The sequence below is a fragment of the Bifidobacterium santillanense genome, from assembly GCF_018555385.1.
Lineage (GTDB): Bacteria > Actinomycetota > Actinomycetes > Actinomycetales > Bifidobacteriaceae > Bifidobacterium > Bifidobacterium santillanense.
Genome location: NZ_JAFEJS010000001.1, coordinates 36,267 through 57,545 on the forward strand (window position 1 = coordinate 36,267; position 21,279 = coordinate 57,545).

General features: G+C 62.3%; 14 protein-coding genes, 2 pseudogenes and 2 CRISPR repeat arrays. Of the genes and pseudogenes, 10 read left to right on the forward strand and 6 right to left on the reverse strand.

Translation table 11 applies throughout. The annotated features are described in order from the left end of the window. Window positions 1-151: 151 nt before the first annotated feature. From JS528_RS00130 to cas2e, 8 genes are all read left to right on the forward strand, one after another. Window positions 152-3,340, forward strand: a complete 3,189-nt coding sequence (locus JS528_RS00130) for a CRISPR-associated endonuclease Cas3'' (RefSeq protein WP_214357086.1) — start codon at window positions 152-154, stop codon at window positions 3,338-3,340. Window positions 3,341-3,610: 270 nt separating this feature from the next. Continuing rightward, window positions 3,611-5,275 (forward strand): type I-E CRISPR-associated protein Cse1/CasA, encoded by a 1,665-nt coding sequence (gene casA / locus JS528_RS00135; protein WP_214357087.1) that lies wholly within the window; start codon window positions 3,611-3,613, stop codon window positions 5,273-5,275. Between the two features lie 11 nt (window positions 5,276-5,286). Continuing rightward, window positions 5,287-5,928 carry a type I-E CRISPR-associated protein Cse2/CasB gene (gene casB / locus JS528_RS00140; RefSeq protein ID WP_214357088.1) on the forward strand — a complete coding sequence of 214 codons (642 nt, stop codon included), beginning with the start codon at window positions 5,287-5,289 and terminating at the stop codon, window positions 5,926-5,928. Window positions 5,929-6,040: 112 nt separating this feature from the next. Next, window positions 6,041-7,174, forward strand: a complete 1,134-nt coding sequence (gene cas7e / locus JS528_RS00145; RefSeq protein ID WP_214357089.1) for a type I-E CRISPR-associated protein Cas7/Cse4/CasC — start codon at window positions 6,041-6,043, stop codon at window positions 7,172-7,174. Window positions 7,175-7,177: 3 nt separating this feature from the next. Continuing rightward, the gene (cas5e, locus tag JS528_RS00150; protein ID WP_214357090.1) at window positions 7,178-7,915 is read left to right on the forward strand and encodes a type I-E CRISPR-associated protein Cas5/CasD; all 738 of its coding nucleotides are present in this window, start codon (window positions 7,178-7,180) and stop codon (window positions 7,913-7,915) included. Between the two features lie 10 nt (window positions 7,916-7,925). Further along, window positions 7,926-8,630 carry a type I-E CRISPR-associated protein Cas6/Cse3/CasE gene (gene cas6e, locus JS528_RS00155; protein WP_214357091.1) on the forward strand — a complete coding sequence of 235 codons (705 nt, stop codon included), beginning with the start codon at window positions 7,926-7,928 and terminating at the stop codon, window positions 8,628-8,630. Next, window positions 8,627-9,595, forward strand: a complete 969-nt coding sequence (gene cas1e / locus JS528_RS00160; RefSeq protein WP_214357092.1) for a type I-E CRISPR-associated endonuclease Cas1e — start codon at window positions 8,627-8,629, stop codon at window positions 9,593-9,595. The genes cas6e and cas1e overlap by 4 nt, the downstream gene beginning before the upstream one ends. Before the next feature lie 9 nt (window positions 9,596-9,604). Further along, window positions 9,605-10,009: a type I-E CRISPR-associated endoribonuclease Cas2e gene (cas2e, locus tag JS528_RS00165; protein ID WP_214357093.1), complete on the forward strand. Its 405-nt coding sequence runs from the start codon at window positions 9,605-9,607 to the stop codon at window positions 10,007-10,009. 86 nt (window positions 10,010-10,095) lie between these two features. Beyond that, window positions 10,096-10,731: a CRISPR direct-repeat array (repeat unit 29 nt; unit sequence GTGTTCCCCGCTTACGCGGGGATGATCCC). Window positions 10,732-10,810: 79 nt separating this feature from the next. On the opposite strand, the pseudogene JS528_RS00170 reads toward cas2e, so the two are convergent. From JS528_RS00170 to JS528_RS00185, 4 genes and pseudogenes are all read right to left on the reverse strand, one after another. Beyond that, window positions 10,811-11,302, reverse strand: a pseudogene (locus JS528_RS00170) (transposase). Window positions 11,303-11,755: 453 nt separating this feature from the next. After that, complete coding sequence (locus JS528_RS00175) at window positions 11,756-12,025, reverse strand: toxin-antitoxin system antitoxin subunit (RefSeq protein WP_214357094.1); 270 nt, start codon at window positions 12,023-12,025, stop codon at window positions 11,756-11,758. 14 nt (window positions 12,026-12,039) lie between these two features. Beyond that, window positions 12,040-12,306 carry a hypothetical protein gene (locus JS528_RS00180; RefSeq protein ID WP_214357095.1) on the reverse strand — a complete coding sequence of 89 codons (267 nt, stop codon included), beginning with the start codon at window positions 12,304-12,306 and terminating at the stop codon, window positions 12,040-12,042. A gap of 150 nt (window positions 12,307-12,456) precedes the next feature. Continuing rightward, window positions 12,457-12,678: a helix-turn-helix domain-containing protein gene (locus JS528_RS00185; protein WP_214357523.1), complete on the reverse strand. Its 222-nt coding sequence runs from the start codon at window positions 12,676-12,678 to the stop codon at window positions 12,457-12,459. A gap of 182 nt (window positions 12,679-12,860) precedes the next feature. Between JS528_RS00185 and JS528_RS00190 the strand changes: the two genes are divergently transcribed. Next, window positions 12,861-15,416 (forward strand): HAD-IC family P-type ATPase, encoded by a 2,556-nt coding sequence (locus tag JS528_RS00190; RefSeq protein ID WP_214357096.1) that lies wholly within the window; start codon window positions 12,861-12,863, stop codon window positions 15,414-15,416. 142 nt (window positions 15,417-15,558) lie between these two features. Next, window positions 15,559-18,261 carry an aconitate hydratase AcnA gene (acnA, locus tag JS528_RS00195; protein WP_214357097.1) on the forward strand — a complete coding sequence of 901 codons (2,703 nt, stop codon included), beginning with the start codon at window positions 15,559-15,561 and terminating at the stop codon, window positions 18,259-18,261. A 3-nt stretch (window positions 18,262-18,264) separates the two neighbouring features. On the opposite strand, the gene JS528_RS00200 is transcribed toward acnA, so the two are convergent. Next, the gene (locus JS528_RS00200) at window positions 18,265-18,561 is read right to left on the reverse strand and encodes a hypothetical protein (protein ID WP_214357098.1); all 297 of its coding nucleotides are present in this window, start codon (window positions 18,559-18,561) and stop codon (window positions 18,265-18,267) included. Window positions 18,562-18,590: 29 nt separating this feature from the next. Further along, window positions 18,591-18,924: a CRISPR direct-repeat array (repeat unit 29 nt; unit sequence GTGTTCCCCGCCTACGCGGGGATGATCCC). Window positions 18,925-19,750: 826 nt separating this feature from the next. Next, window positions 19,751-21,060 (reverse strand): annotated as a pseudogene (locus JS528_RS00205) (IS256 family transposase). Window positions 21,061-21,279: the final 219 nt, after the last annotated feature.

The window sequence follows — 21,279 nt, forward strand, 5'->3', positions numbered from 1 at the left end:
TGGAACATGAAGCGGCACATCGCGCGCACCGGATTGCGATACAGTGGGATCCGGGGATTCGCGCGAGGAACGCACGAATCGGAGAACCGCGTATCCAAGGAGCCGACGATGCCGTTTGCCCATATCCCGATCACCACCAGGAGACAATGAGATGAAGGATGATCTGCATCTGTCCCTGCAGGCACGGTCCGTCTGGGGCAAGACGGACAGACAGAACGGGGACTACTGGCTGCCGCTGTACGTCCACATGGCCGACTCCCTCGCCGCGGCCGAGCGCATCTGGGACCATTGGGCGCCGGAGGGCACGAAGGACATCATTCGTCGCGATTGCGGCGGCGAAGAGAACGCGCGCATGGTGTATGCGTTCCTTGCCGGCATCCACGACATCGGCAAGGCGACGCCGATTTTCCAGAGCAAGCCCATCCGATTCGACCCGAACGCCGATCCCGCGGACAACACGCTCGCTTGGCTGCCCGAACGCGCGGGACTACCGGTCAGGACCGATTTCCGCCGAAAGAACGATCCTACGCATCCGGTCGCCGGACAGGTGATCCTCGAAAAGCATATGACCGACCGGTACGGATGGGATAACGACGTCGCTCGATCGTATGCCAGCGTGGTGGGAGGGCACCACGGCACCCCGCCGCCGGACAGCAGGGCCCTCAGGGACGCCGCTCTTGGAGAACCTGCGCGAATGGGCTGGGACGCCGCGTCGAACGGGGGTGACGATGGCATCGGTTGGCAAGCCGTCCAGACCGAACTAGTCGAATACGTCATGCGGATGGTCGGGCTGACCCGACTCGACATGGACCGCATGTCGAAGCGACGACTGAGCCCGCAGACCGAATCGCTGCTGACCGGACTGGTCATCATGGCCGACTGGATCGCCAGCAACAGCGACGACGACCTGTTCCCTCTCGTCCCAATCAACGGGTCGCTGGGGGATGGGCCGCTCGAGGACGGCAACGGCAACGATGTCCGCTCATGGAGGGGGTTGACGGCACGTGCGGAATCGGCGTGGCGACATCTGGGACTGTGCTCGCCGTGGAAGGCGCCCACGAACGATCTTGGACAGCTCGCCGATCCAAACGCATTGGGCGCGTGGTTCTCCTCCCGATTCCGCCTGCCGCAAGGCGCCTCCCCACGCCCGGTGCAACGTGAGGTCGCGCGTCTGGCCGCGACGGTGAACGAGCCGGGGCTGATGGTGATCGAGGCGCCCATGGGCGAGGGCAAGACCGAAGCCGCGCTCGCCGCCGCCGAGATTCTCGCGCAGCGCACCGGTCGCGGCGGCGTATGCATCGCACTGCCCACGATGGCCACCACCGATGCCATGTTCGGCAGGGTCCACGCCTGGCTGGATGCGTTGCCCCAGCCGGACGACGACATCGAGAAGACGATATGGCTCGCCCACGGCAAGGCGCAGCTCAACGAGGAGTTCAGAGGGGTGATCGCCGCCTCCCGCCGCGCGTTGTCGTCGGTCGACGTCGACGAATCGGTCCATGCGATGGAATCGGCGCGACGCAGCGTGAACCGGGTTCCGGTGGAATCGGTCGTGTCCAACTGGATGTGGGGACGGAAGAAGGGCGTACTGTCGAACTTCCTCATCTGCACCGTCGATCAGGTGTTGATGGGCTCCCTGCAGATGAAGCATGTGGTGCTGCGTCAGCTCGCGCTCGCCAACAAGGTGGTCGTCATCGACGAATGCCATGCCTACGACACCTACATGCAGGAGTATCTGAAGCGCATCCTCGAATGGTTGGGCGGATTCCGCGCGCCCGTGGTGCTGTTGTCCGCGACGTTGCCGGAATCGCAGCGTCGTGACATGGTCGACGCGTACATGCGTGGGCGTTCGGCAGCCGAATCGGTGAGGAGCGGTGCTGATGATGACTCCGCGGCGGATGGATCCCCCGAAGAGCAGAGCACGTTGCCGGCGTTCATGCGCAAATCCAGCAGGTTCTCGGGGAAGCGGAAGAGAACTCCCGCCCGGGGCGCTCATGACGTTGACCAGGTTCAGGGATACCCGTTGATCACCTACTCCGCAGGAGAGACGATGATGTCGCAGCCGTTGGAGCCTTCCGGACGGTCTCTGGACGTCTCATGCCGGTTGCGCGGCGATGACGATGCATCGCTGGTCGAGTTGCTTGATGAGCTGCTCGATGGCGGAGGATGCGTCGGCGTCATCTGCAGTACGGTGGACCGTGCGCAGCATGCCGCGACGCTGCTTCGGGAACGGTACGGCGACGGTGTGGCCCGACTGGCGCATTCCCGATTCGTGGACCTTGACCGTATGGACAACGAACGGGAACTACGTGACCTGTTGGGACCGCACAGCACCGTCGGCAACGGTCGTCGTCCCAGCCGATTGATCGTCGTCGGGACACAGGTGCTCGAGCAGTCGCTGGACGTCGATTTCGATGCGCTGGTCACCGACATCGCGCCCATCGATCTGGTGATGCAGCGGCTGGGCCGTGTGCACCGTCATCATCGTGGCGCAGACGAATGCGACCGACCGGTGCGACTGCGCGATGCGGTCTGTTATGTCCGGGGCATCGCATCCTGGACGGCGGATGGTCCCGAGTTCGACAGCGGTGTGAAGGCCGTCTACGAGGAGGCCTCCCTGATGGAATCGTTGGCGGTGATGGGACTGACGGATGGGGATTCGTCTCGGATGCTGCATCTTCCCGAAGACATCGCGAGCATGGTCCGTACTGCGTATGGCGATGCGGCTGCCGGATTGATTCCATCGGCCTGGCTTGAACGCTACGATGCCGCGGTGGGCAAGCGCGCACTGAACGGCGCCGAACAAAAAGACAAGGCCAGGTCGTACCTGCTGTGTTCGCTGAAGGACATGGCGGACAATGAGAAGACCCTGACCGGCTGGTTCGACAGGCACCAGATTGACGATGCGAATGACGACAAGGGACAACGTGCCGTGCGGGACACCCGGGAGACCGTCGAGGTCATGCTGCTGCGCGGTGATGATGGGGAAGCCGTGCGGCTGCTGCCATGGATCGGCGACGAGCATCATGGCGTCGACCTCGGCGATGCGGTTCCCGTCCATGAGACGCCATCCGATCGTCTCTCCATGGTCATGTCGCAGTGCTCCGTACGGTTGCCGGTCAGGATGAACGGCAGTGAGGGCATTGACTCTCTGATCGCCACGTTGGAGGACGGCTGCGGCGAGGAGACGATGATGTGGCAGGAATCGCCGTGGCTTGCCGGCAGGCTGGCCGTGATGCTGCGCGACGACGGGAGCGGGGGATTGCATGCGGAGATCAACGGTTTCGTGGTGAGGTATTCCAGGGAGGAGGGCCTGGTCGTGACGTCGGCGGATGAATAGGAGTCCTTGCTCGCGGGGATGATGGTGGTGTCCCCGTTTTGGGGATTCCGCCAGTTCGTGCACCGGGGCTGGAGGAGTCGTTTTTAAAGGTGTTCCCCGCATAGCTGTGGGGATGACCCTGTTGCGGTAGGAGGGTGCGTGGTGCTCCTCATTGTTGTGGGGATAGGAACTCACCCTCCAACTGCAACGTTGAGATTATAGATTTGTTTTGCTATCCTTTTCTGTAGGAGTTAAATCCTGCCGGCATCGGAGCCGGCGGAAAGGATGGGTATGAACGAAGACGTCAAACCCATATGGAACCTGATCGATAGACCATGGTTGCCATGCGTATGCGATGACGGGGGCGGCAAGTCGCTTTCCCTGCGTAACCTGTTCCATGAGGCGCCGCATATCCGGTCGTTCGCCGGCGACCTGCCGCAGCAGTCCGTCGCGTTGCTGCGTCTGGCGCTCGCCGTCCTATACCGGGCATACGCCCTGCGATACGACGGTGATATGAACGAGCGGGACCTGCGCGAGATGTGGTCGTACACATGGCAGCAGGGGCGGTTCGACACCGAGATCATCGACGAGTATCTCGACGGGTTCCATGACCGCTTCTATCTGATTCATCCGACCCGGCCGTTCTATCAGGTACCCGGGCTGTCCTACGCCGCGGGCAAGGACATGGACGCGGTCGGCGAGATGATCGCCGACGTGCCCAAACCGGACAAGTTCCTGTTCTCCATGCGTTCCCAGAAGGCCTTGGACGGCATCGACCTCGCCCAGGCCGCCAGATGGCTGGTCTTCCTTCAGGCGTTCGACACCGCCGGCATCAAATCCCCGGTCGTCGGCAACACGCATGTGAACAAGGGCAAGGTCTATGCGCCGAAGGGCGCGATCGGCACCGGTTGGCTGGGAGCCGTAGGTCCCGTGTTCGTCGAAGGCGGGAACCTGTTCGAGACGTTGATGCTGAACTGGTGCCTGTATGGCGGGCAGACGAGGATGTTCGGAGTTCCGGACGATCTGCCGCCATGGGAACTGGACGAACCGGCAGGAGACGATCTGGACATGCATCCGTCGCTGCATGGTCCGGTGGGCATGATGACGTTGCAATCCAGACGTATCCGATTGATCCCCGATGCCGATCGCACCCGCATCATCGGCCTCGTCGACTGCTACGGAGACATCGTCACTCCGATCAACAAGGACGACGTCGAGACCATGACCGCCTGGCGTGAGAGTCCGGCGCAGCAGAAGAAGCTGGGATTGTCCACGACGCCGCTGATGCCGGTGACCCATAATGCCGGTAGGGCGTTGTGGAGAGGGCTCGCCCCGATTCTCGAAGTGGATGGCGGCAAAGATCGACGTCCGGCCGTGATCCGATGGGTGGAGACACTGCAGGAGGCGAAAGTCCTCGAGAAGGACGCCCATATGCTGTCGCTGGGACTGTCCATCCATGCGCAGGGCATGACGTACGGCACCCAGAGCAGCGTCTACGAAACCGGCATTGATGACACGCTCGCGCTGGACATGGCATTCCTGCGCAAGGACTATCCGGCTATCGACGCCGTCACGAAGCTCGTCTCGGCGACGGATGATGCGGTGCGGGCGCTTGCGAACTACGTGCAGAACCTACGTGTGGTCGCCGGTGACAAATCCTCCGGAGGTCCGGCGCAGAGCGCCGCCGACCAGATCCGCGAGGAGACCTACGGCAGGCTCGACGGACTGTTCCGGGATCGAATCGCGGGATTCACTCCGGATGAGGACGTCGAATCATATGGCAATGCGTGGCGTGACGAGGTGTATCGAACGATCGTCGCCATCGGACGGAACTATGAGGATGATGACGACGTATCGGCGTTCTCCCAGCGCGATGCCGGACGAATGGGAACGATGAACGCCGACAGGGCGCGACGTCTGTTCTACGGCGCCCTCAACAAGGCACTGAAACGGTAAGGAGAAGCGACATGGGACGTTACTACTCACAGGACACGGCAAAGGCGCTTGCGGAATTCGTCGACAGAAAGATTCAGGGACTGCAGGATAAATACACCGGCAGGGACGGTGGCACTCCTGAATCCAGGGCGCGACTGGCGCGACTGCGACGCGGTTTGGATGGCGCGGAGCCGTCGTGGATGATGATCGGCGATGAACTGTTCACCGGATGGCCGGATTCCCTGCCGGATCCCGACGTTGCCGATGAGGAGATCCGTGCAGCCAAGGCCGCGTTGGAACTCTATGCCCTGCACCAGCAGTCCAGACGGGATCGCATGGCGCAGCGTCCGGGACAGGAGCCGAGCAAGCAGATGACGTTCGGAAGGGCGTGTCGTCTGATAGAGCCGCCCGACTCGGATTCAGGTCGAATGAATCCGGTGCTGTCCAAGCTCCGATTCATCGAGGGGGCTCCCGATTTCGACGGCGTTGTCAGAGGCATTCGCGGACTGGTCATGCTCATGCGCAGACCGGGGAAGCCGGTCTCCCTCAACTACCGTTCTCTGACGCGGGACCTGTACCGTCTGCAGTTCCCCGATTGCAGGGCACAGGTGTTCGAGCGCTGGAGTTCCGACTACTTCTCCGCCCCATCCACCCGGAACGATAACAACGTCTGACGGGGCGATCGAGTCGTTTCCCCAGTACCATGCGTCGTGAGACGACCCGCTGATTCCTCATCCCGTAATCGGGACATCAACACATCAACACTCATTCAAAGGAGAATCCATCATGTTCATCGACCTGTACGACCTGCAGAACGTTCCACCGAGCAACATCAACCGCGATGACACCGGCAGTCCGAAGGTGGCCCATTATGGCGGTGTGCTGCGCTCCCGCGTCTCCAGCCAGGCATGGAAGCGCGCCATGCGAGAGATGTTCCCGAGCCTGCTCGATAAGAGCAGACTCGGCGTGCGCACCAAGAACGCCATCGCCTTGATTCACGATGCCATCACGACCAAGCGCCCGGACCTCGATGAAGCCGCGGAAGATTTGGCGAAATGCGTATTGGGAGCCACCGGCGTCACGGTTGTGACGTCCGATCGTGCCGGCGCGGATAAGGGCACATCGGTCACGCAGTATCTGATCTTCATAGCGCGTAGGGAGATCGACGAGCTGACGGACATCGCCATCGCATGGCATGACGCCGGAACCGATATCGCGAAACCTAACGCCTCGATGAAGAAGGAGGTCGCCGCGGTCTTCCACGGCATCCAGGCCATCGACATCGCCCTGTTCGGGCGCATGCTCGCCGACGCCCCCAACCTCAACACCGATGCGTCGGCGCAGGTGGCGCACGCCATCTCGGTGGACCGAGTCACCCCGGAATACGACTACTTCACCGCCGTCGACGACTGCGCGTCCGACGACAACGCGGGTGCCGCGATGCTCGACACCATCGGATTCAACTCGTCGACCCTCTACCGCTACGCGACGCTGAACGTCGACTCCCTGCAGGAGCAGCTGCAGGACGCCTCCGCCACCGTCGAGGGAGCCGTCGCATTCGTCGAGGCGTTCATCCGATCCATGCCCACCGGCAAACAGAACACCTTCGCCAACCGTACCCTGCCCGGAACCTGCGTCGTGGCATTGCGCGAGACCCAGCCGGTCAACGTTGTCGACGCTTTTGAGGACCCGATCCGGTCCAAGGAAGGTGAATCCATCTCCCATCAGGCGGCGGTTCGCTTGGGCAGGAGGCTTGAGAACATCCAGTCGGCATACGGCGAGACGCCAGCCAAGGCATGGAACATCACCACCGACGGCCCAATCGAGGAGCTCGATGCCATCAGCGAGCACGTGTCCCTTCCGACTCTGAAGGACGAACTGAAGAACGCGCTCGCCCAGGCGCTCGCCGACGAGGGCTGACCGATGAGTGTTCTGCTGCTGCAACTCGCAGGGCCGTTACAATCATGGGGCGCATCCTCCCGGTTCATCCGCAGGGAGACCTGCACCGAACCCACCAAGAGCGGTGTACTCGGCATGCTTGCCTCGGCCCAAGGTCGAACCCGTGAGGATCCGATCGAGGATCTGCTGGGCTTGTCGTTCGGAGTGCGTGTCGAACAACGCGGTCGGGTCATCCGGGATTTTCAGACCGAGAAGTCGATGACCCGCAAACGTGGATCGAGGGACTACGACAAGGTCATGCCGCTGACCTACCGGTACTATCTCGCCGACGCCCGGTTCCTCGTGGCCGTCGGTGCGGAGAGCAGGGAGACGCTCGAGGCGTTGGACCATGCCATCCGTTCGCCCAAATGGCCACTGTATCTGGGGAGACGTTCCTGCCCGCCCGAGTATCCAGTCACCCTCGGCGTCCATGACGAGTACGCGGACGTACGACAGGCGTTGGAGAACGAATCGTGGAAGGCGTCGCCTTGGTATCGGCGTCGTTATCCGCATCCGCAATTGGAGATCGTCTGCGACGCCATCGAGGGGGAGCCCTCATCTGATCAGATGGATGCACCGGTGACGTTCAGCCAGCTCGGGAGACGGTACTCCGGTCGTGCCGTGCGTCGGTACCGTATCGACAATCCCGATACGAGAGCGGCCGAGACCGATGAACCGCCGTCTTTCGGGACGGTGGAAGACGATCCCATGAATTTCGCGTGAAGGATATTCCATGTACATTTCTCGAGTACCGTTGAATGTCGCGCGCGTCGGCGCGGTGCAGCTCATCGAGTCCCCGTATAGGATGCATGCCGCCGTCGAAGCGGCGTTCCCTCCGGATTCGGTCAGGGATGATGACGAAGGACGTATCCTGTGGCGTCTGGACTCACTGGACCAGGGACGGGGCATGTGGCTGTACGTTGTCAGCCCCGAGCCTCCCGACCTGACGCATGTCATCGAACAGGCCGGATGGCCGATGCGCATGGAATGGGAGAGCAAGGACTATACGCCGTTGCTGTCCCGCATCGCGGTCGGTCAATGCTGGCAGTTCCGTCTGCGCGCCAACCCCGTCCGCAGAGCGCGCGAGGACAAGGGACGGCGCCCCAAGGCCGATGCGTCGGCGATAGTAGGCAAACTACAGGGGCACGTCACAGCCAGCCAACAGGCGGAGTGGCTGATCGCCCGCGCTTCATCGCATGGGTTCGAAGTCATCGCCGATGATACGGGAGCCCCCTCCATGGTCGTCAAGCAGCGGCATAGGGAACGATTCGGCAGGAACGGAAAGACCGTCACGTTGAGCACCGCCGTGTTCGAGGGACAACTGCGCGTCACCGATGCGGATGAGTTCCGTCGCACCTTATGCCACGGGCTGGGACGGGCCAAGGGATTCGGATGCGGGCTGATGACGGTGACTCCCGTTCGTGAGGCATCGGCATGAGCACGATCCCCGGTTCGCGGCCTCCCGAGCTCGGCGAACTGGTCCGAGCCGAGGGCCGGCTGTCATTCGTCTACTTCGAGCACTGCAACGTCAATCGGGACGACAATGCCATCACCGTCTCGGACGTCACCGGTACCACTCACGTGCCGGCGGCAACCCTTGGCGTGCTGATGCTGGGGCCGGGAAGTACGGTCAGTCATCAGGCGATGACCGTGATAGGCGAGAATGGAGCGACTGTCATATGGGTCGGCGAACGGGGCGTGCGCATGTACGCCTTCGGCAAGCCGCTGACCCATTCATCGGCGCTGCTGCAGAATCAGGCCAGACTGGTGTCGAACACCCGGTCTCGACTTGCGGTGGCCCGCGCGATGTACCAGATGCGTTTCCCGGGCGAGGACGTGAGCCGTCTGACCATGCAGCAGCTGCGCGGTCGAGAAGGCGCGCGCATCCGACGCGTGTACCGCGAGTGTTCGGCACGCACCGGCGTCGACTGGGACAAGCGCACGTACGATCATGCCGACTTCGACGCGGGGACGGAGATCAACAAGGCACTGTCCGCGGCGCACACATGTCTGTACGGCATGGCCCATGCGGTCATCGTCGCGCTCGGATGTTCACCGGGATTGGGATTCGTGCACGTGGGACATGAGCGGTCGTTCGTCTACGATATCGCCGACCTGTACAAGGCGGAGCTCTCCATCCCCGTCGCATTCGAGACGGCCGCGATGCAGCCCGACGATATCGGCTCCGCCGTGAGACGCGCCATGCGGGATGCGGTCTACGATCTGTCCATCATGAAGCGCATGACCCGTGACATACGAATGCTGTTGCAGGGGGATGGCGGTGACGACGAGTCGGCCGAGATCGTCGATGTCGATCATGTCGGGCTCTGGGATGGGGGAGATGGGGAAGTTGCCGCCGGCGTCTCCTACGGTCTTGATGAGGCATACGACGTGGAGTGGTAGGAGAGAACCATGGTGGTGATTGTACTTACCGCTTGTCCGGTGGGACTGCGTGGCGACCTCACGCGATGGTTGCTGGAAATATCCGCTGGGGTGTTCGTCGGCCATGTGAGCGCCAAGGTGCGTGACCGTCTGTGGGAACGCATCGTCGGCATGGTAAAGGACGGTCGGGCCATCATGGTGTATTCCGCCCGCAACGAGCAGCATCTCGCATTCCGTGTGCATCGCTCTGATTGGAGACCGGTCGACTGCGAAGGTCTCGAGCTCATCACGAGGCCGGCTCCTGTTTCTGGAAGCCGTGCCGAGGAACCGAGGGGTTCCGCATCCGATGCCGATGCGTCGAGATCCTCGAACGGTGCCCGCCGTCGTGGCTGGAGCAACGCCAGCAAGTGGAGAAAAGCACGCCGCTACGGCTGATGACGCCAACATACGACCCCAATGAAACTGAATCAAAAAACCGATTCCCGTTTGCCATGTCTGTTGCAATTACTAGCCTTCCCAAGGTGTTCCCCGCTTACGCGGGGATGATCCCGTGACCGGCGTGGTGGAGAACGCGCCGACGCGGTGTTCCCCGCTTACGCGGGGATGATCCCCGGACAACACGCGGTTAGAACGGCTGATGTTGGTGTTCTCCGCTTACGCGGGGATGATCCCAGGCCGGCCCAATGCGGTCAATCCCGCGCCGTGTTCCCCGCTTACGCGGGGATGATCCCTGCTTATTCGTACAATCAGTCATCTAAGCGTTGTGTTCCCCGCTTACGCGGGGATGATCCCGGATAAGCCGTTATCTGTTACGCAATGCCGATGTGTTCCCCGCTTACGCGGGGATGATCCCCGATGGTCACGTCGTAGGTGACTCGAATCTTCGTGTTCTCCGCTTACGCGGGGATGATCCCGCTCGGACGGCAGCGACAAGGACGCCACGATGGTGTTCCCCGCTTACGCGGGGATGATCCCATCACCCCCAGCTTCACGAAGACCAACAAACAGTGTTCCCCGCTTACGCGGGGATGATCCCGCGCAGCCATGCGTGTAGGCGGATACCACGGTGTGTTCCCCGCTTACGCGGGGATGATCCCGACCGGCCGAGAAAGACCCTCGGGTTTGAAAGTGTTCCCCGCTTACGCGGGGATGATCCCCGTGAAGGCGAACCCCACATCCACGACCACCTGTGCTCCCCGCCCATGCGGGGATGATTCATCTACAATAACTGGGCTTTCACAATTGGAGCAGTGCTCCCCGCCCATCCAGATACGCGACCTTCGCCCTGAGGAACGCGATCTCCTCCTCGAGGATCTGCTCGCGCGTGGGGGCCGGCTTCGGTCTGGATCTCGCGCCCTTCGGCCTACCCTTCGGCTTCGGGTGCAGCGCCTCCGGGCCTCCCGCGCGGTACTCGCGGCACCAACGCTCCAACGGGGCGATGCTCGCGATCCCGTATCTGGCCATGACCTCGGCCTTCGTCAGGCCATGCTCCACATGGTCCCGCGCCGCCGCGAGCTTGGTCTCGTAGTCGTAGGTCCTGTTGCCCTTGCGTTCTCCCATGAGCGCCGCCTCCCCGCCGATCCGGTACAACAACACTCATCTTCCCGCGGTCGGCTGCGGCACACCAAGTCGTCCGGCGAGGGAACGATTCCCCGCACCCCGCCGGATCAGGTCGACAACGATCCGCATGAAATCATCACTGTAACGACGTCTGCGATCCCGTGACATGAGAAACCGCACCTCCGATCATCGAATCTGAATTACTTCAGTCCAACAATCGGGGTGCGGTTCAAACGCCTCAAATTAAGTGGATTGATTTGATAGCAAAAGAGCCTAGGTAGTGCTAGTACCTAGGCTCACTCATTCATCGATAATCCGGCGAAGACTCATAAGCAAGTCGTCTTTCGACTTGTACCTATGAATACCCGTCGGCAACCCATCGTCAAACAACCCACGTTCGAACCCGTCAAAGTCAGCGTCCGAACGTAGCACGGTATCCGTAGGCAGCGGAACCGGGAACTTATCCCAATCCACCGTCCCGAACACCGCATACTGATGCACGAACCGATTAACCTCAGTTCGCAGACGAACCCTATACCGTCGCCATACAAGACGTTCCAACCGTCGATACCGACGTTGAATCACCTCCGCACAACGACGCATCGCAAGATGCCCCATGAATCACACCGAAGCGAACTCACGGACAAGCGCGTGACGCATAACAGCATCGACGGAAACACCACGCCGCTTCGCCACAGCATCCAACATCGCCGACATGTCGGCACTCAAAGCAAACGTCCGATTAACCGGATCAGCCGGAGACACGTCGAACACAGGTCCCGAATACACCGGCCCCGCCGTACCACCGAAATCACCACGCTCGGCATCGTCCGCCCACTTGTCCAGCATGTCGTCAGTGACCACACGGCCACCCTTGGCAGTGAAAGCCATAACAAACCCCCCTTTTACAAAAGCCTTAACTCGTGCAGCACCTTGGGCGTGGCCTTCATGGCATGGAACACATGCCACCGGTCCGCTGCGTCCAGCACCGCGACCATTTCCAACAACCGACCTTGTTCGTCGTACCCCACTGCCACATACCGCAACGGGTCCGTTCCCTCGCGCGGCATGAACCGGACAACATCCGACCATGCCACCCGCACCGAATAATCGGACACATCGGGATGACGTTCATGGACCCGGGGATCGACGATAACATCGCCTAACGGCACGCCTCACCACCTTTCACTAGTAGTTTCCAGCGTATTCGCATGGACTGTGAACACGCTGTATCGTGCCCGACACCAGTCATGAAGACTGATGTGTCGGGCTTGACGGCATATCATGCCTACCGTCGGGCCACGCTTAGGGCACACACCTAACTACTCGTTAGTGTTTTCTTTCGGACCATCGTCCTCCAACAGCTTGCGAAGATTGGACACCCGTAACGCGTCACCGATCTTGACAGCCATTCCAAGTGACATGTTCTCAATCGGACGCGCCCCACGCTCCGTATCAGCAATACGACTGTATGGGACACCAGCCTTATCGGCCAGCTCGCGTTGCGTCCACCCTCGTTTCTGTCTTAATTCCCTTAAGCCCATGGTGTACCTCACTCTCTAGTGTGTACACCATTCTATTTGACAACATGTGGCTGGTTGCTATTAAGTGAGCCTAGGTACTAGCACTACCTAAGCTCTTTGCGGCGCCCGGATTCTCTTCATCGGCGACGAGGCGTCCGCGTCTGCGCGGTGATAATCCACACGCAGCGGGTAGGGTAGTGGGCATGAGCAATCTGCCCGAGATTTCGGAAACCGGCCTGACCGCCGACGAGGTCGATGCGCGCATCGCCGCGGGTGCGGTCAACAGGGTCAAGTCGTCGACGTCGCGTTCGGTCGGGGACATCGTGCGGGCCAACGTCTTCACGCTGTTCAACGGCATCATCCTCGCCGCGATGGTCATGGTCCTCGCCACCGGCTCCTGGAAGGACGCCGTGTTCGGGTTCGTGATCATCATCAACACCGGTATCGGCATCGTCACCGAGCTCAGGGCGAAGCACACGCTCGACAGGCTCTCCATCCTCGTCGCCTCCGACTACCTCGTACGGCGAGAAGGCCGCGACGTGGAGGTCCCGCACGACGGCATCGTCATGGACGACCTCCTGTGGATTCGCTCCGGCGAGCAGGTCCCCGCCGATGCCGACGTCGTCGCGAGCTGGGGACTGGAACTCGACGAGTCGATGCTCACCGGGGAATCCCGCACCGTGCGCAAGAAGGAGGGCGACGACGTCTACTCCGGCTCCACCGCTGTCTCGGGCATGGCCCTCGTGAAGGTGAGTGCGGTCGGCGCGCAATCCTATGCGGCCACGCTCACCGCGAAGGCCAAGGTATACAGGAAAACCGTGTCCGACCTCAACAAGGGCATCAACACCATCCTGAAGTTCATGACGTTCCTCGTCGTGCCGCTGTGCGTGCTGCTCATCCTCTCGCAGATCCGCACCGTTGGAGGATGGTCCGTCGCGATCGCGACCGGACAGTGGCGTCAGGCGGTCGTCTCCGCCGTGGCCGGCGTCGTGGGCATGATCCCCGAGGGGCTCGTGCTGCTCACCTCGCTCAACTTCGCGGTCGCCGCGATGCGACTCGCACGGCACGACACCCTCGTGCAGGAACTCGAATCCGTGGAGACGCTGGCACGCGTCGACTGTCTGAACCTCGACAAGACCGGCACCATCACCGACGGCGGCATCGCGTTCGACCGGATCGTCATGCTGGGGGAGAGCGGCGGACGGCAGTCCGCTGCTGAACACGAGATCCTGCAGGCACTCTACGATCTCGCGAACGAGGAACAGCCCAACGGCACCGGCAAAGCCGTTCTCGCCGGTCTCGGGGAGCGCGGATACGGGGCCGGGGCCATCGCCGTCCGCGTGCCATTCTCGTCCGCGCGCAAATGGAGCGCCATCGTACGAGCCGATTCCGCTTCAGGTCCCGCAAACGGCAGGGGCCGCGTCCCGAAGCGCGGAACCGTATGGTACATGGGTGCGCCGGAGGTCATCCTGTCCGCGATCGACGGAGACCATGCCGATGTCATCGATCAGGTCAACGCATACGCGAAGGCGGGGGACAGGGTCCTCCTCATCGCGCGTGCCGATTTCCCGGATGACGCCCCCGTGCACGCGGACGAAGGGCGACAGCCGCAGACATATTCGGACCGGTTCGTCGACTCGCCGTTCCTGAGCCAGGTCACCACACCCGTCGCACTCGTCCTGTGCTCCGAACGCATCCGCCCCGACGCGGAACGGACGCTCGCATGGTTCCGTGAACAGGGAGTGAGGTGTCGCATCATCTCCGGGGACAACCCAGTCACTGTCGGCGCCATCGCCCGCAAGGTCCGGCTCACCGGTGACCGCGAACCGTCGTATATGGATGCGCGCGAACTGCCCGACGACGTCAACGAACTCGGCCGTATTCTCGAGGATGTCGACGTCATCGGCCGCGTCCTGCCCGACCAGAAGAAGCTCATCGTCGACGCCCTGCACGCGCGTGACTACACGGTCGCGATGACCGGCGACGGCGTCAACGACGCGCTCGCCATCAAAGAGGCCGACCTCGGCATCGCGATGGGCAATGCGGCCCCCGCGACCAAGGCGGTGGCTCAGGTCGTGCTCGTCGACTCGAAGTTCAGCCATCTGCCGGATGTCGTGGCGCGCGGACGTCAGGTCATGGCCAACATGGAGCGCGTCGCAGGGCTCTTCCTCGTCAAGACCGTCTACTCCGCGCTGATCTCGCTTGGTGTGGTCCTCACACAGATCCCGTACCCGTATTTGCCCCGTCACATCACCTACATCGGCGCCCTGACGATCGGCATGCCGGCCTTCATCCTCGCACTCGCACCGAACACGCGCCGGTACATCCCCGGGTTCCTCGGACGCGTCGTACGCTTCGCCCTGCCCGGAGGCATCGCCACGGCGCTGTCCGTGCTGATTGCCGCATGGACCCTGCCCGGAATCATGGGATGGAACATCTTCGCCTCGACCGCGGACCTCGCGCGTCTGCGCGCCACCGAGGCGATCATCCTGTTCGTGATGGGCGTGTTCGTGCTCGCCCGCGTCGCCCGCCCCCTGAACGGCTGGCGCGGCGCGCTCGTCGCGGTCTTCGCTTCGGCCGGCGTCATCGGCATGCTCATCCCGTTCGTGTCGCGGTTCTTCGCCCTGATCATCCCGACCGGATCGACGCTCGTCGCCACCCTGATCGCCCTCGCCGGATCTGCCGTCATCTTCGCCGTGTGCCTGTTCGCCGTTCCGGCGCTGACCCACACGATGCTTGACCGCCGCCTTCATCGCTGAACCGAACCGATCGACTTCGGCGGCGAAAATCGCATATTGTCTCACGCCTCAAGCCGACACGCCAGAGGGAAAGTAACGTACCCGTACCATTCGAAGTGAATAATCAACGGCATCACAGCCGACTAATGATTTCGGAGGAAGTATGTCCGTACGTGACGACCAGCTGACGACGCTAAGCGTCGGCGGCAAGGACTTCGATTACTACAACATCGCCGATCTGAAGGGGATCGACCGCCTGCCCTACTCGCTGAAGGTGTTGGTGGAGAACCTCGTGCGCAACATCGACGGGGCCAACATCACCGACGAGCACGTCAGGGCGCTCCTCGACTGGGATCCGAACGCCCAGCCCAGCCACGAGATCCAGTTCACCCCGTCGCGCGTCGTCATGCAGGACTTCACCGGCGTGCCATGCATCGTGGACCTCGCCACCATGCGCGACGCCGTCAAGGACCTCGGGGGAGACCCCGAAGTCATCAACCCGCAGGTCCAGTCCGACATGGTCATCGACCACTCCGTGCAGATCGACAAGTACGGCGTCGCCGACGCGGTCGAACAGAACATGGACATCGAATACCAGCGCAACGGCGAACGCTACCAGTTCCTGCGCTGGGGCCAGCAGGCGTTCCGCAACTTCCGCGTCGTGCCTCCGGGAACCGGCATCATCCACCAGGTCAACATCGAGTATCTCGCCAAGGTCATCATGACCAAGACGGGGGAGCGTGGTCGTCAGCTCGCCTACCTCGACTCCTGCGTCGGCACCGACTCGCACACCACCACCGAAAACGGACTCGGCGTGCTCGGCTGGGGCGTCGGCGGCATCGAGGCCGAGGCCGCCATGCTCGGCCAGCCGATCTCCATGCTCGTGCCGCGCGTCGTCGGCTTCAAGCTCACCGGGTCCATCCCCGAGGGCGTCACCGCCACCGACGTGGTCCTGACCATCACCGACATGCTGCGCCAGCACGGCGTCGTCGGCAAGTTCGTCGAATTCTACGGCGAGGGCATCGCCTCCGTGCCGCTCGCCAACCGCGCCACCATCGGCAACATGAGCCCCGAATTCGGCTCCACCTGCGGCATCTTCCCGATCGACGACGTCACGCTCGACTACCTGCGCCTGACCGGCCGATCCGACGAGCAGGTCGCGCTCGTCGAGGCCTACGCCAAGGCCAACAAGCTGTGGGGCGACGCCAAGGACCCCAACTACGTCGAACCCGAATACTCCGAATACATGGAGCTTGACCTCGGCGACGTGGTGCCGTCCATCGCCGGACCGAAGCGTCCGCAGGACCGCATCAAACTGTCCGAGGCGAAGCGGATGTTCGAGAACACGCTGCCCGCATACGAGACCGAGAGGACCGTCCACGAATCCGTGCCGGTCTCCACCTCGTTCCGCGGCGACTTCGACCTCGACAACGGCGACGTGGCCATCGCCTCGATCACCTCCTGTACCAACACCTCCAACCCCTCCGTGATGATCGCCGCCGGTCTCATCGCCCGCAACGCGCACGCCCTCAGGCTCAAGCCCAAGCCGTGGGTCAAGACCTCCCTCGCCCCCGGCTCCCAGGTCGTCGCCGACTACCTCAAGGCCGCCGGGCTCCAGGACGACCTCGACGCGCTCGGCTATCAGCTCGTCGGCTTCGGCTGCGCCACCTGCATCGGCAACTCCGGACCGCTGCTGCCCGAGATCAGCGAGGCCATCAACGCCAACGACATGACCGTCACCGCGGTCCTGTCCGGCAACCGCAACTTCGAGGGACGCATCAGCCCCGACGTCAAGATGAACTACCTCGCCTCGCCGCCGCTCGTCATCGCCTACGCGCTCGCCGGCACGATGGACTTCGACTTCGAGACCCAGCCATTGGGCGTCGATCAGAACGGTAGGGACGTGTACCTCAAGGACATCTGGCCGACCAACGAAGAGGTTGCCGCCGTGGTGAACGGGACCGTCAACCGCGAGATGTTCCTCAAGGACTACGCCTCCGTGTTCGAGGGCGACCGCCGTTGGAAGGGACTCGACGTGCCCGAGGGCGAGCTGTTCGCCTGGGACCCGAAGTCCACCTACGTGCGCAAGCAGACGTTCTTCGACGGCATGAAGGCAACGCCCGATCCGGTCGCCGACATCCATGGCGCACGCGTGCTCGCCCTGCTCGGTGATTCCGTCACCACCGACCATATCTCCCCGGCGGGCGCGTTCAAGGCGTCCAGCCCGGCCGGAAAGTACCTGACCGAGCGTGGCGTCGAACCACGGAACTTCAACTCCTACGGCTCGCGTCGAGGCAACCACGAGATCATGGTGCGCGGCACGTTCGGCAACATCCGACTGCGCAACCAGCTGCTCGCCTCCATGGGCGAGGAGGTCACGCCCGGCGGATTCACCTACGACTTCACCACCGGCAAGCCGTCCACGATCTTCGACGCCTCGCTCAACTACAAGGCCGCGGGCACGCCGCTCGTGGTGCTGGCCGGCAAGGAATACGGCACCGGATCGTCGCGTGACTGGGCCGCGAAGGGCACGCTGATGCTCGGCGTCCGCGCGGTGATCACGGAGAGCTTCGAGCGCATCCATCGCTCCAACCTCATCGGCATGGGCGTGCTCCCGCTGCAGTTCCCCGAGGGCGAGTCCTACACGTCTCTGGGCCTCGACGGCACCGAGACCTACGACATCGCCGGCGTTGAACAGCTCAACGAGGGCGTGACCCCGAAGACGGTCCACGTCACCGCCACGCATCAGGACGGCTCCAAGACCGAGTTCGACGCAGTCGTGCGCATCGACACCCCCGGTGAGGCCGACTACTACCGCAACGGCGGCATCCTCCAGTACGTGCTGAGGAACCTCATGCGCAAGTGACGCTTACGTCCATACGGTCCATACGGTGCTTATCCTTGTGAGCCGCATAATGCGAGTGAGCGGATAATGAATGGATGGGCTGCGGACGGCCAATGGGATCTTTTTTCGTTGTCGTCCGCAGCCCATCCATGCTTCACTGGGTGCCGGCGTTTGATTTTCGGCATGAGCATCAGGACAGGCAGCGGGAAGAACGTTTCGCAAATCTATGTCTATTGTGATAGCCGCAGGGTCGCGATTGCCGTCGCCGCTGAGCTTCCGTTGCCAATGAAACCGAATCAAAATTAAGTTCTCCTCTGCCATGTCCTTTGCAATCATTAGCATTCCCAAGTGTGTTCCCCGCCTACGCGGGGATGATCCCAGGGCGAGCCCGCCGAACATGCCGTCCGACCAGTGTTCCCCGCCTACGCGGGGATGATCCCTGGAGGACGATGGGCACCGGCGCCGGCCTCGTGTGTTCCCCGCCTACGCGGGGATGATCCCCAACACGTACGGCGCGGAATATCGCCCGCCCGGTGTTCCCCGCCTACGCGGGGATGATCCCATCGCGCAGAAGGGCACACCGCTAGTACCGAAGTGTTCCCCGCCTACGCGGGGATGATCCCACGGCGATGTAGATGGCGGCGGCGTAGCGGGCGTGTTCCCCGCCTACGCGGGGATGATTCCTGCTCCGCACAGATACATGGCGGGCAGTCATTCTCGATGCTGCGTATCGCAGGCACCCAGAAAGCGTTTCGAGTGAAATTCGACGAAATCAAGACGGGTAGCGTTGCGGAACGGCGGCAGACGGCGCTTCGGCGGCTGTGCGGGGAAGTTCAGTCACAGTTGAGCGCTGACGGGAATTTATTCTATTCATGACATGTTCCAAGCAGGATTGGGAGCCGTGGCTATGAATTACGCGCAGATATCCCATTTCGGGCATGCGTGCAAGAACTACTTCGAGACAATCGGAGTCCGGGAGGGAGGGGCATTCGCGGAAATGACGGCCGCTCAGCTGACCGACGAGTATTCATGGGAGATAATGAAGCAGTATTTCCCCAACGCAACAGAAATGTTCGAAAAGATGGTTATGGAGGCACTGCATGGCCCTACCGTGGAGTAACGGTTTCGAAGGCCTACTCAATCGCTATTCGGATGTATTTCATGAGCCGTACTTCCATTTCGGCGAGGACTATTCAATGGACGAGAAGGAACTGACTGCCGATATCAAACATTGGCTTGATGCCGGACAACCAAGGCCTTGGGACGATTCTCCAGACGGATCTCTCGTCTAACATATTCTCAGCCATCCCGCATGTGGTGGTTTTGTGTTCCCGCCTACACGGGGATGATCACAACGCATTGCTGATATCGTCGATCGATGCCCACACATACGCCGCATCATCGGCCACTGTCCCGATTGCGGCCACGAGATTAACGCCGCCCGAAATGAGACCATCCGCCGATGCAACCACTGGGGACTGTCCCATTAAGTGTGCAACTGGTGGTTTGGTTATTGGTTCTCGCTGGCGGGCCAGCGGTCGGCGAAGGTGATGGCGAACGCGTTGAGCGCGGGTTTCCATCGTGCGGTCCATTTTATCTGGCCCTTGCCTGTCGGGTCCAATGACCTGGCGGTCAGATACAGGCACTTCAACGCGGCCCGCTCGTCGGGGAAGTGACCACGCGCCCTGATCGAACGGCGGAACCTCGCGTTGAGGCTCTCGATCGCGTTCGCCCGGGCGGATCACCCGGGATCTCCACGTCGTAGTCGAGGAACGGGACGTACCGGTCCCACGCGCCCATCCACAATCCCCGAATGGCCGGATACTTGCTGTCCCACTTGGCGAGCATCTCGTCTCGCGCCCGTTCCGCGGCCTTCTCGTTGACGGCGGTGTAGACGGGCTTCAGATCGCGTTTGAGCGCATCCCGGTCCTTCTTCGACGCGTACCTTAACGTGTTGCGCAGCAGATGGATGACGCAGGTCTGCACGACGGCGAGGGGCCAGGCCACCCCGACCGCGTCGGGGAGGCCCTTCAACCCATCGCAGACCAGGAAGAACACGTCCGCCACGCCCCGGTTCTTCAATTCGGTGAGCACCGCGAGCCGGTACTTCGAGCCCTCGGCCGCGGGCGAGCCCCAGATGTCCAGCACGTCCCGGTCGCCCTCCAGGTCCACTCCGATGGCCGCGTAGAACGCGCGGTTGGCGACCTGCCCGTCACGCACCTTGACCACGATCGCGTCGATGAACACGTCCGCGTACACGGCATCCAGGGGACGTGACGCCCACTCGTTCATCTCCGAGACGACCCGCTCGGTGATCCGGCTTATGGTTTCCTTGGAGACGGACGCGCCGTAGATCTGACTGAAATGGGCGCTGATCTCGCCCGTGGTCAGGCCCTTGACGTACAGGGAGAGCACCACCTCGTCCACATCGCCCAGGCGGCGCTGCCGTTTTCTGACGGCGACGGGGTCGAACGAGCCGTCCCGGTCGCGCGGCACCTCGATCGTGACCGGTCCGACCGCCTCCGTCGTCACGGTCTTGACGGTGGTGCCGTTGCGCGTGTTCGCGGCCCGGCCTTCCGCGCTTTTCTCGTGCTTTCCTCGGCCGAGGTGCTCGGTCATCTCCTCGTCGAGGGCGATCTCCGGCACGGTCTTGGTGAACTGCTTCAACAGGCCGTCGGGGCCGGTCAGGTCGAGTCCTTGCTCCTTGGCGCGGTGGATCATCTCCAACGCGAGTTCCCGCTCGGCCGTGGTTGATTCCGCGCCCTTGCGTTTACGGGGTTTCGCCGCGGCTTCCTTGCCGGCGGCAGTCTTCGCTGTCATGGTTTCCATTATCCCGGTCGGCATGCTCATCACAGGCTCCTTTCCCGCCGGCCTCACGACCGGCGATCAAAGCCAGTTACACACATTCCGAGACAGTCCCTTCGTTTTGCCGTCGGGGAGTCTGTGGATGATGGGGTTGTCCTCATTTTTTGGGGATGACCCTATGAAAATGGAAGGGTGTGTAGTGTTCCTCATTCTAGTGGGGATAAAAAACAAAAC

Coding starts and splice junctions, on each gene's coding strand:
- cas6e (WP_214357091.1), top strand. CDS start 7,926: ATGTACATTTCTCGAGTACCGTTGAATGTCGCGCGCGTCGGCGCGGTG.
- casB (WP_214357088.1), top strand. CDS start 5,287: ATGGGACGTTACTACTCACAGGACACGGCAAAGGCGCTTGCGGAATTC.
- JS528_RS00200 (WP_214357098.1), bottom strand. CDS start 18,561: ATGGCAGAGGAGAACTTAATTTTGATTCGGTTTCATTGGCAACGGAAG.
- cas2e (WP_214357093.1), top strand. CDS start 9,605: ATGGTGGTGATTGTACTTACCGCTTGTCCGGTGGGACTGCGTGGCGAC.
- casA (WP_214357087.1), top strand. CDS start 3,611: ATGAACGAAGACGTCAAACCCATATGGAACCTGATCGATAGACCATGG.
- cas5e (WP_214357090.1), top strand. CDS start 7,178: ATGAGTGTTCTGCTGCTGCAACTCGCAGGGCCGTTACAATCATGGGGC.
- JS528_RS00190 (WP_214357096.1), top strand. CDS start 12,861: ATGAGCAATCTGCCCGAGATTTCGGAAACCGGCCTGACCGCCGACGAG.
- JS528_RS00175 (WP_214357094.1), bottom strand. CDS start 12,025: ATGGCTTTCACTGCCAAGGGTGGCCGTGTGGTCACTGACGACATGCTG.
- cas7e (WP_214357089.1), top strand. CDS start 6,041: ATGTTCATCGACCTGTACGACCTGCAGAACGTTCCACCGAGCAACATC.
- JS528_RS00130 (WP_214357086.1), top strand. CDS start 152: ATGAAGGATGATCTGCATCTGTCCCTGCAGGCACGGTCCGTCTGGGGC.
- cas1e (WP_214357092.1), top strand. CDS start 8,627: ATGAGCACGATCCCCGGTTCGCGGCCTCCCGAGCTCGGCGAACTGGTC.
- acnA (WP_214357097.1), top strand. CDS start 15,559: ATGTCCGTACGTGACGACCAGCTGACGACGCTAAGCGTCGGCGGCAAG.
- JS528_RS00185 (WP_214357523.1), bottom strand. CDS start 12,678: ATGGGCTTAAGGGAATTAAGACAGAAACGAGGGTGGACGCAACGCGAG.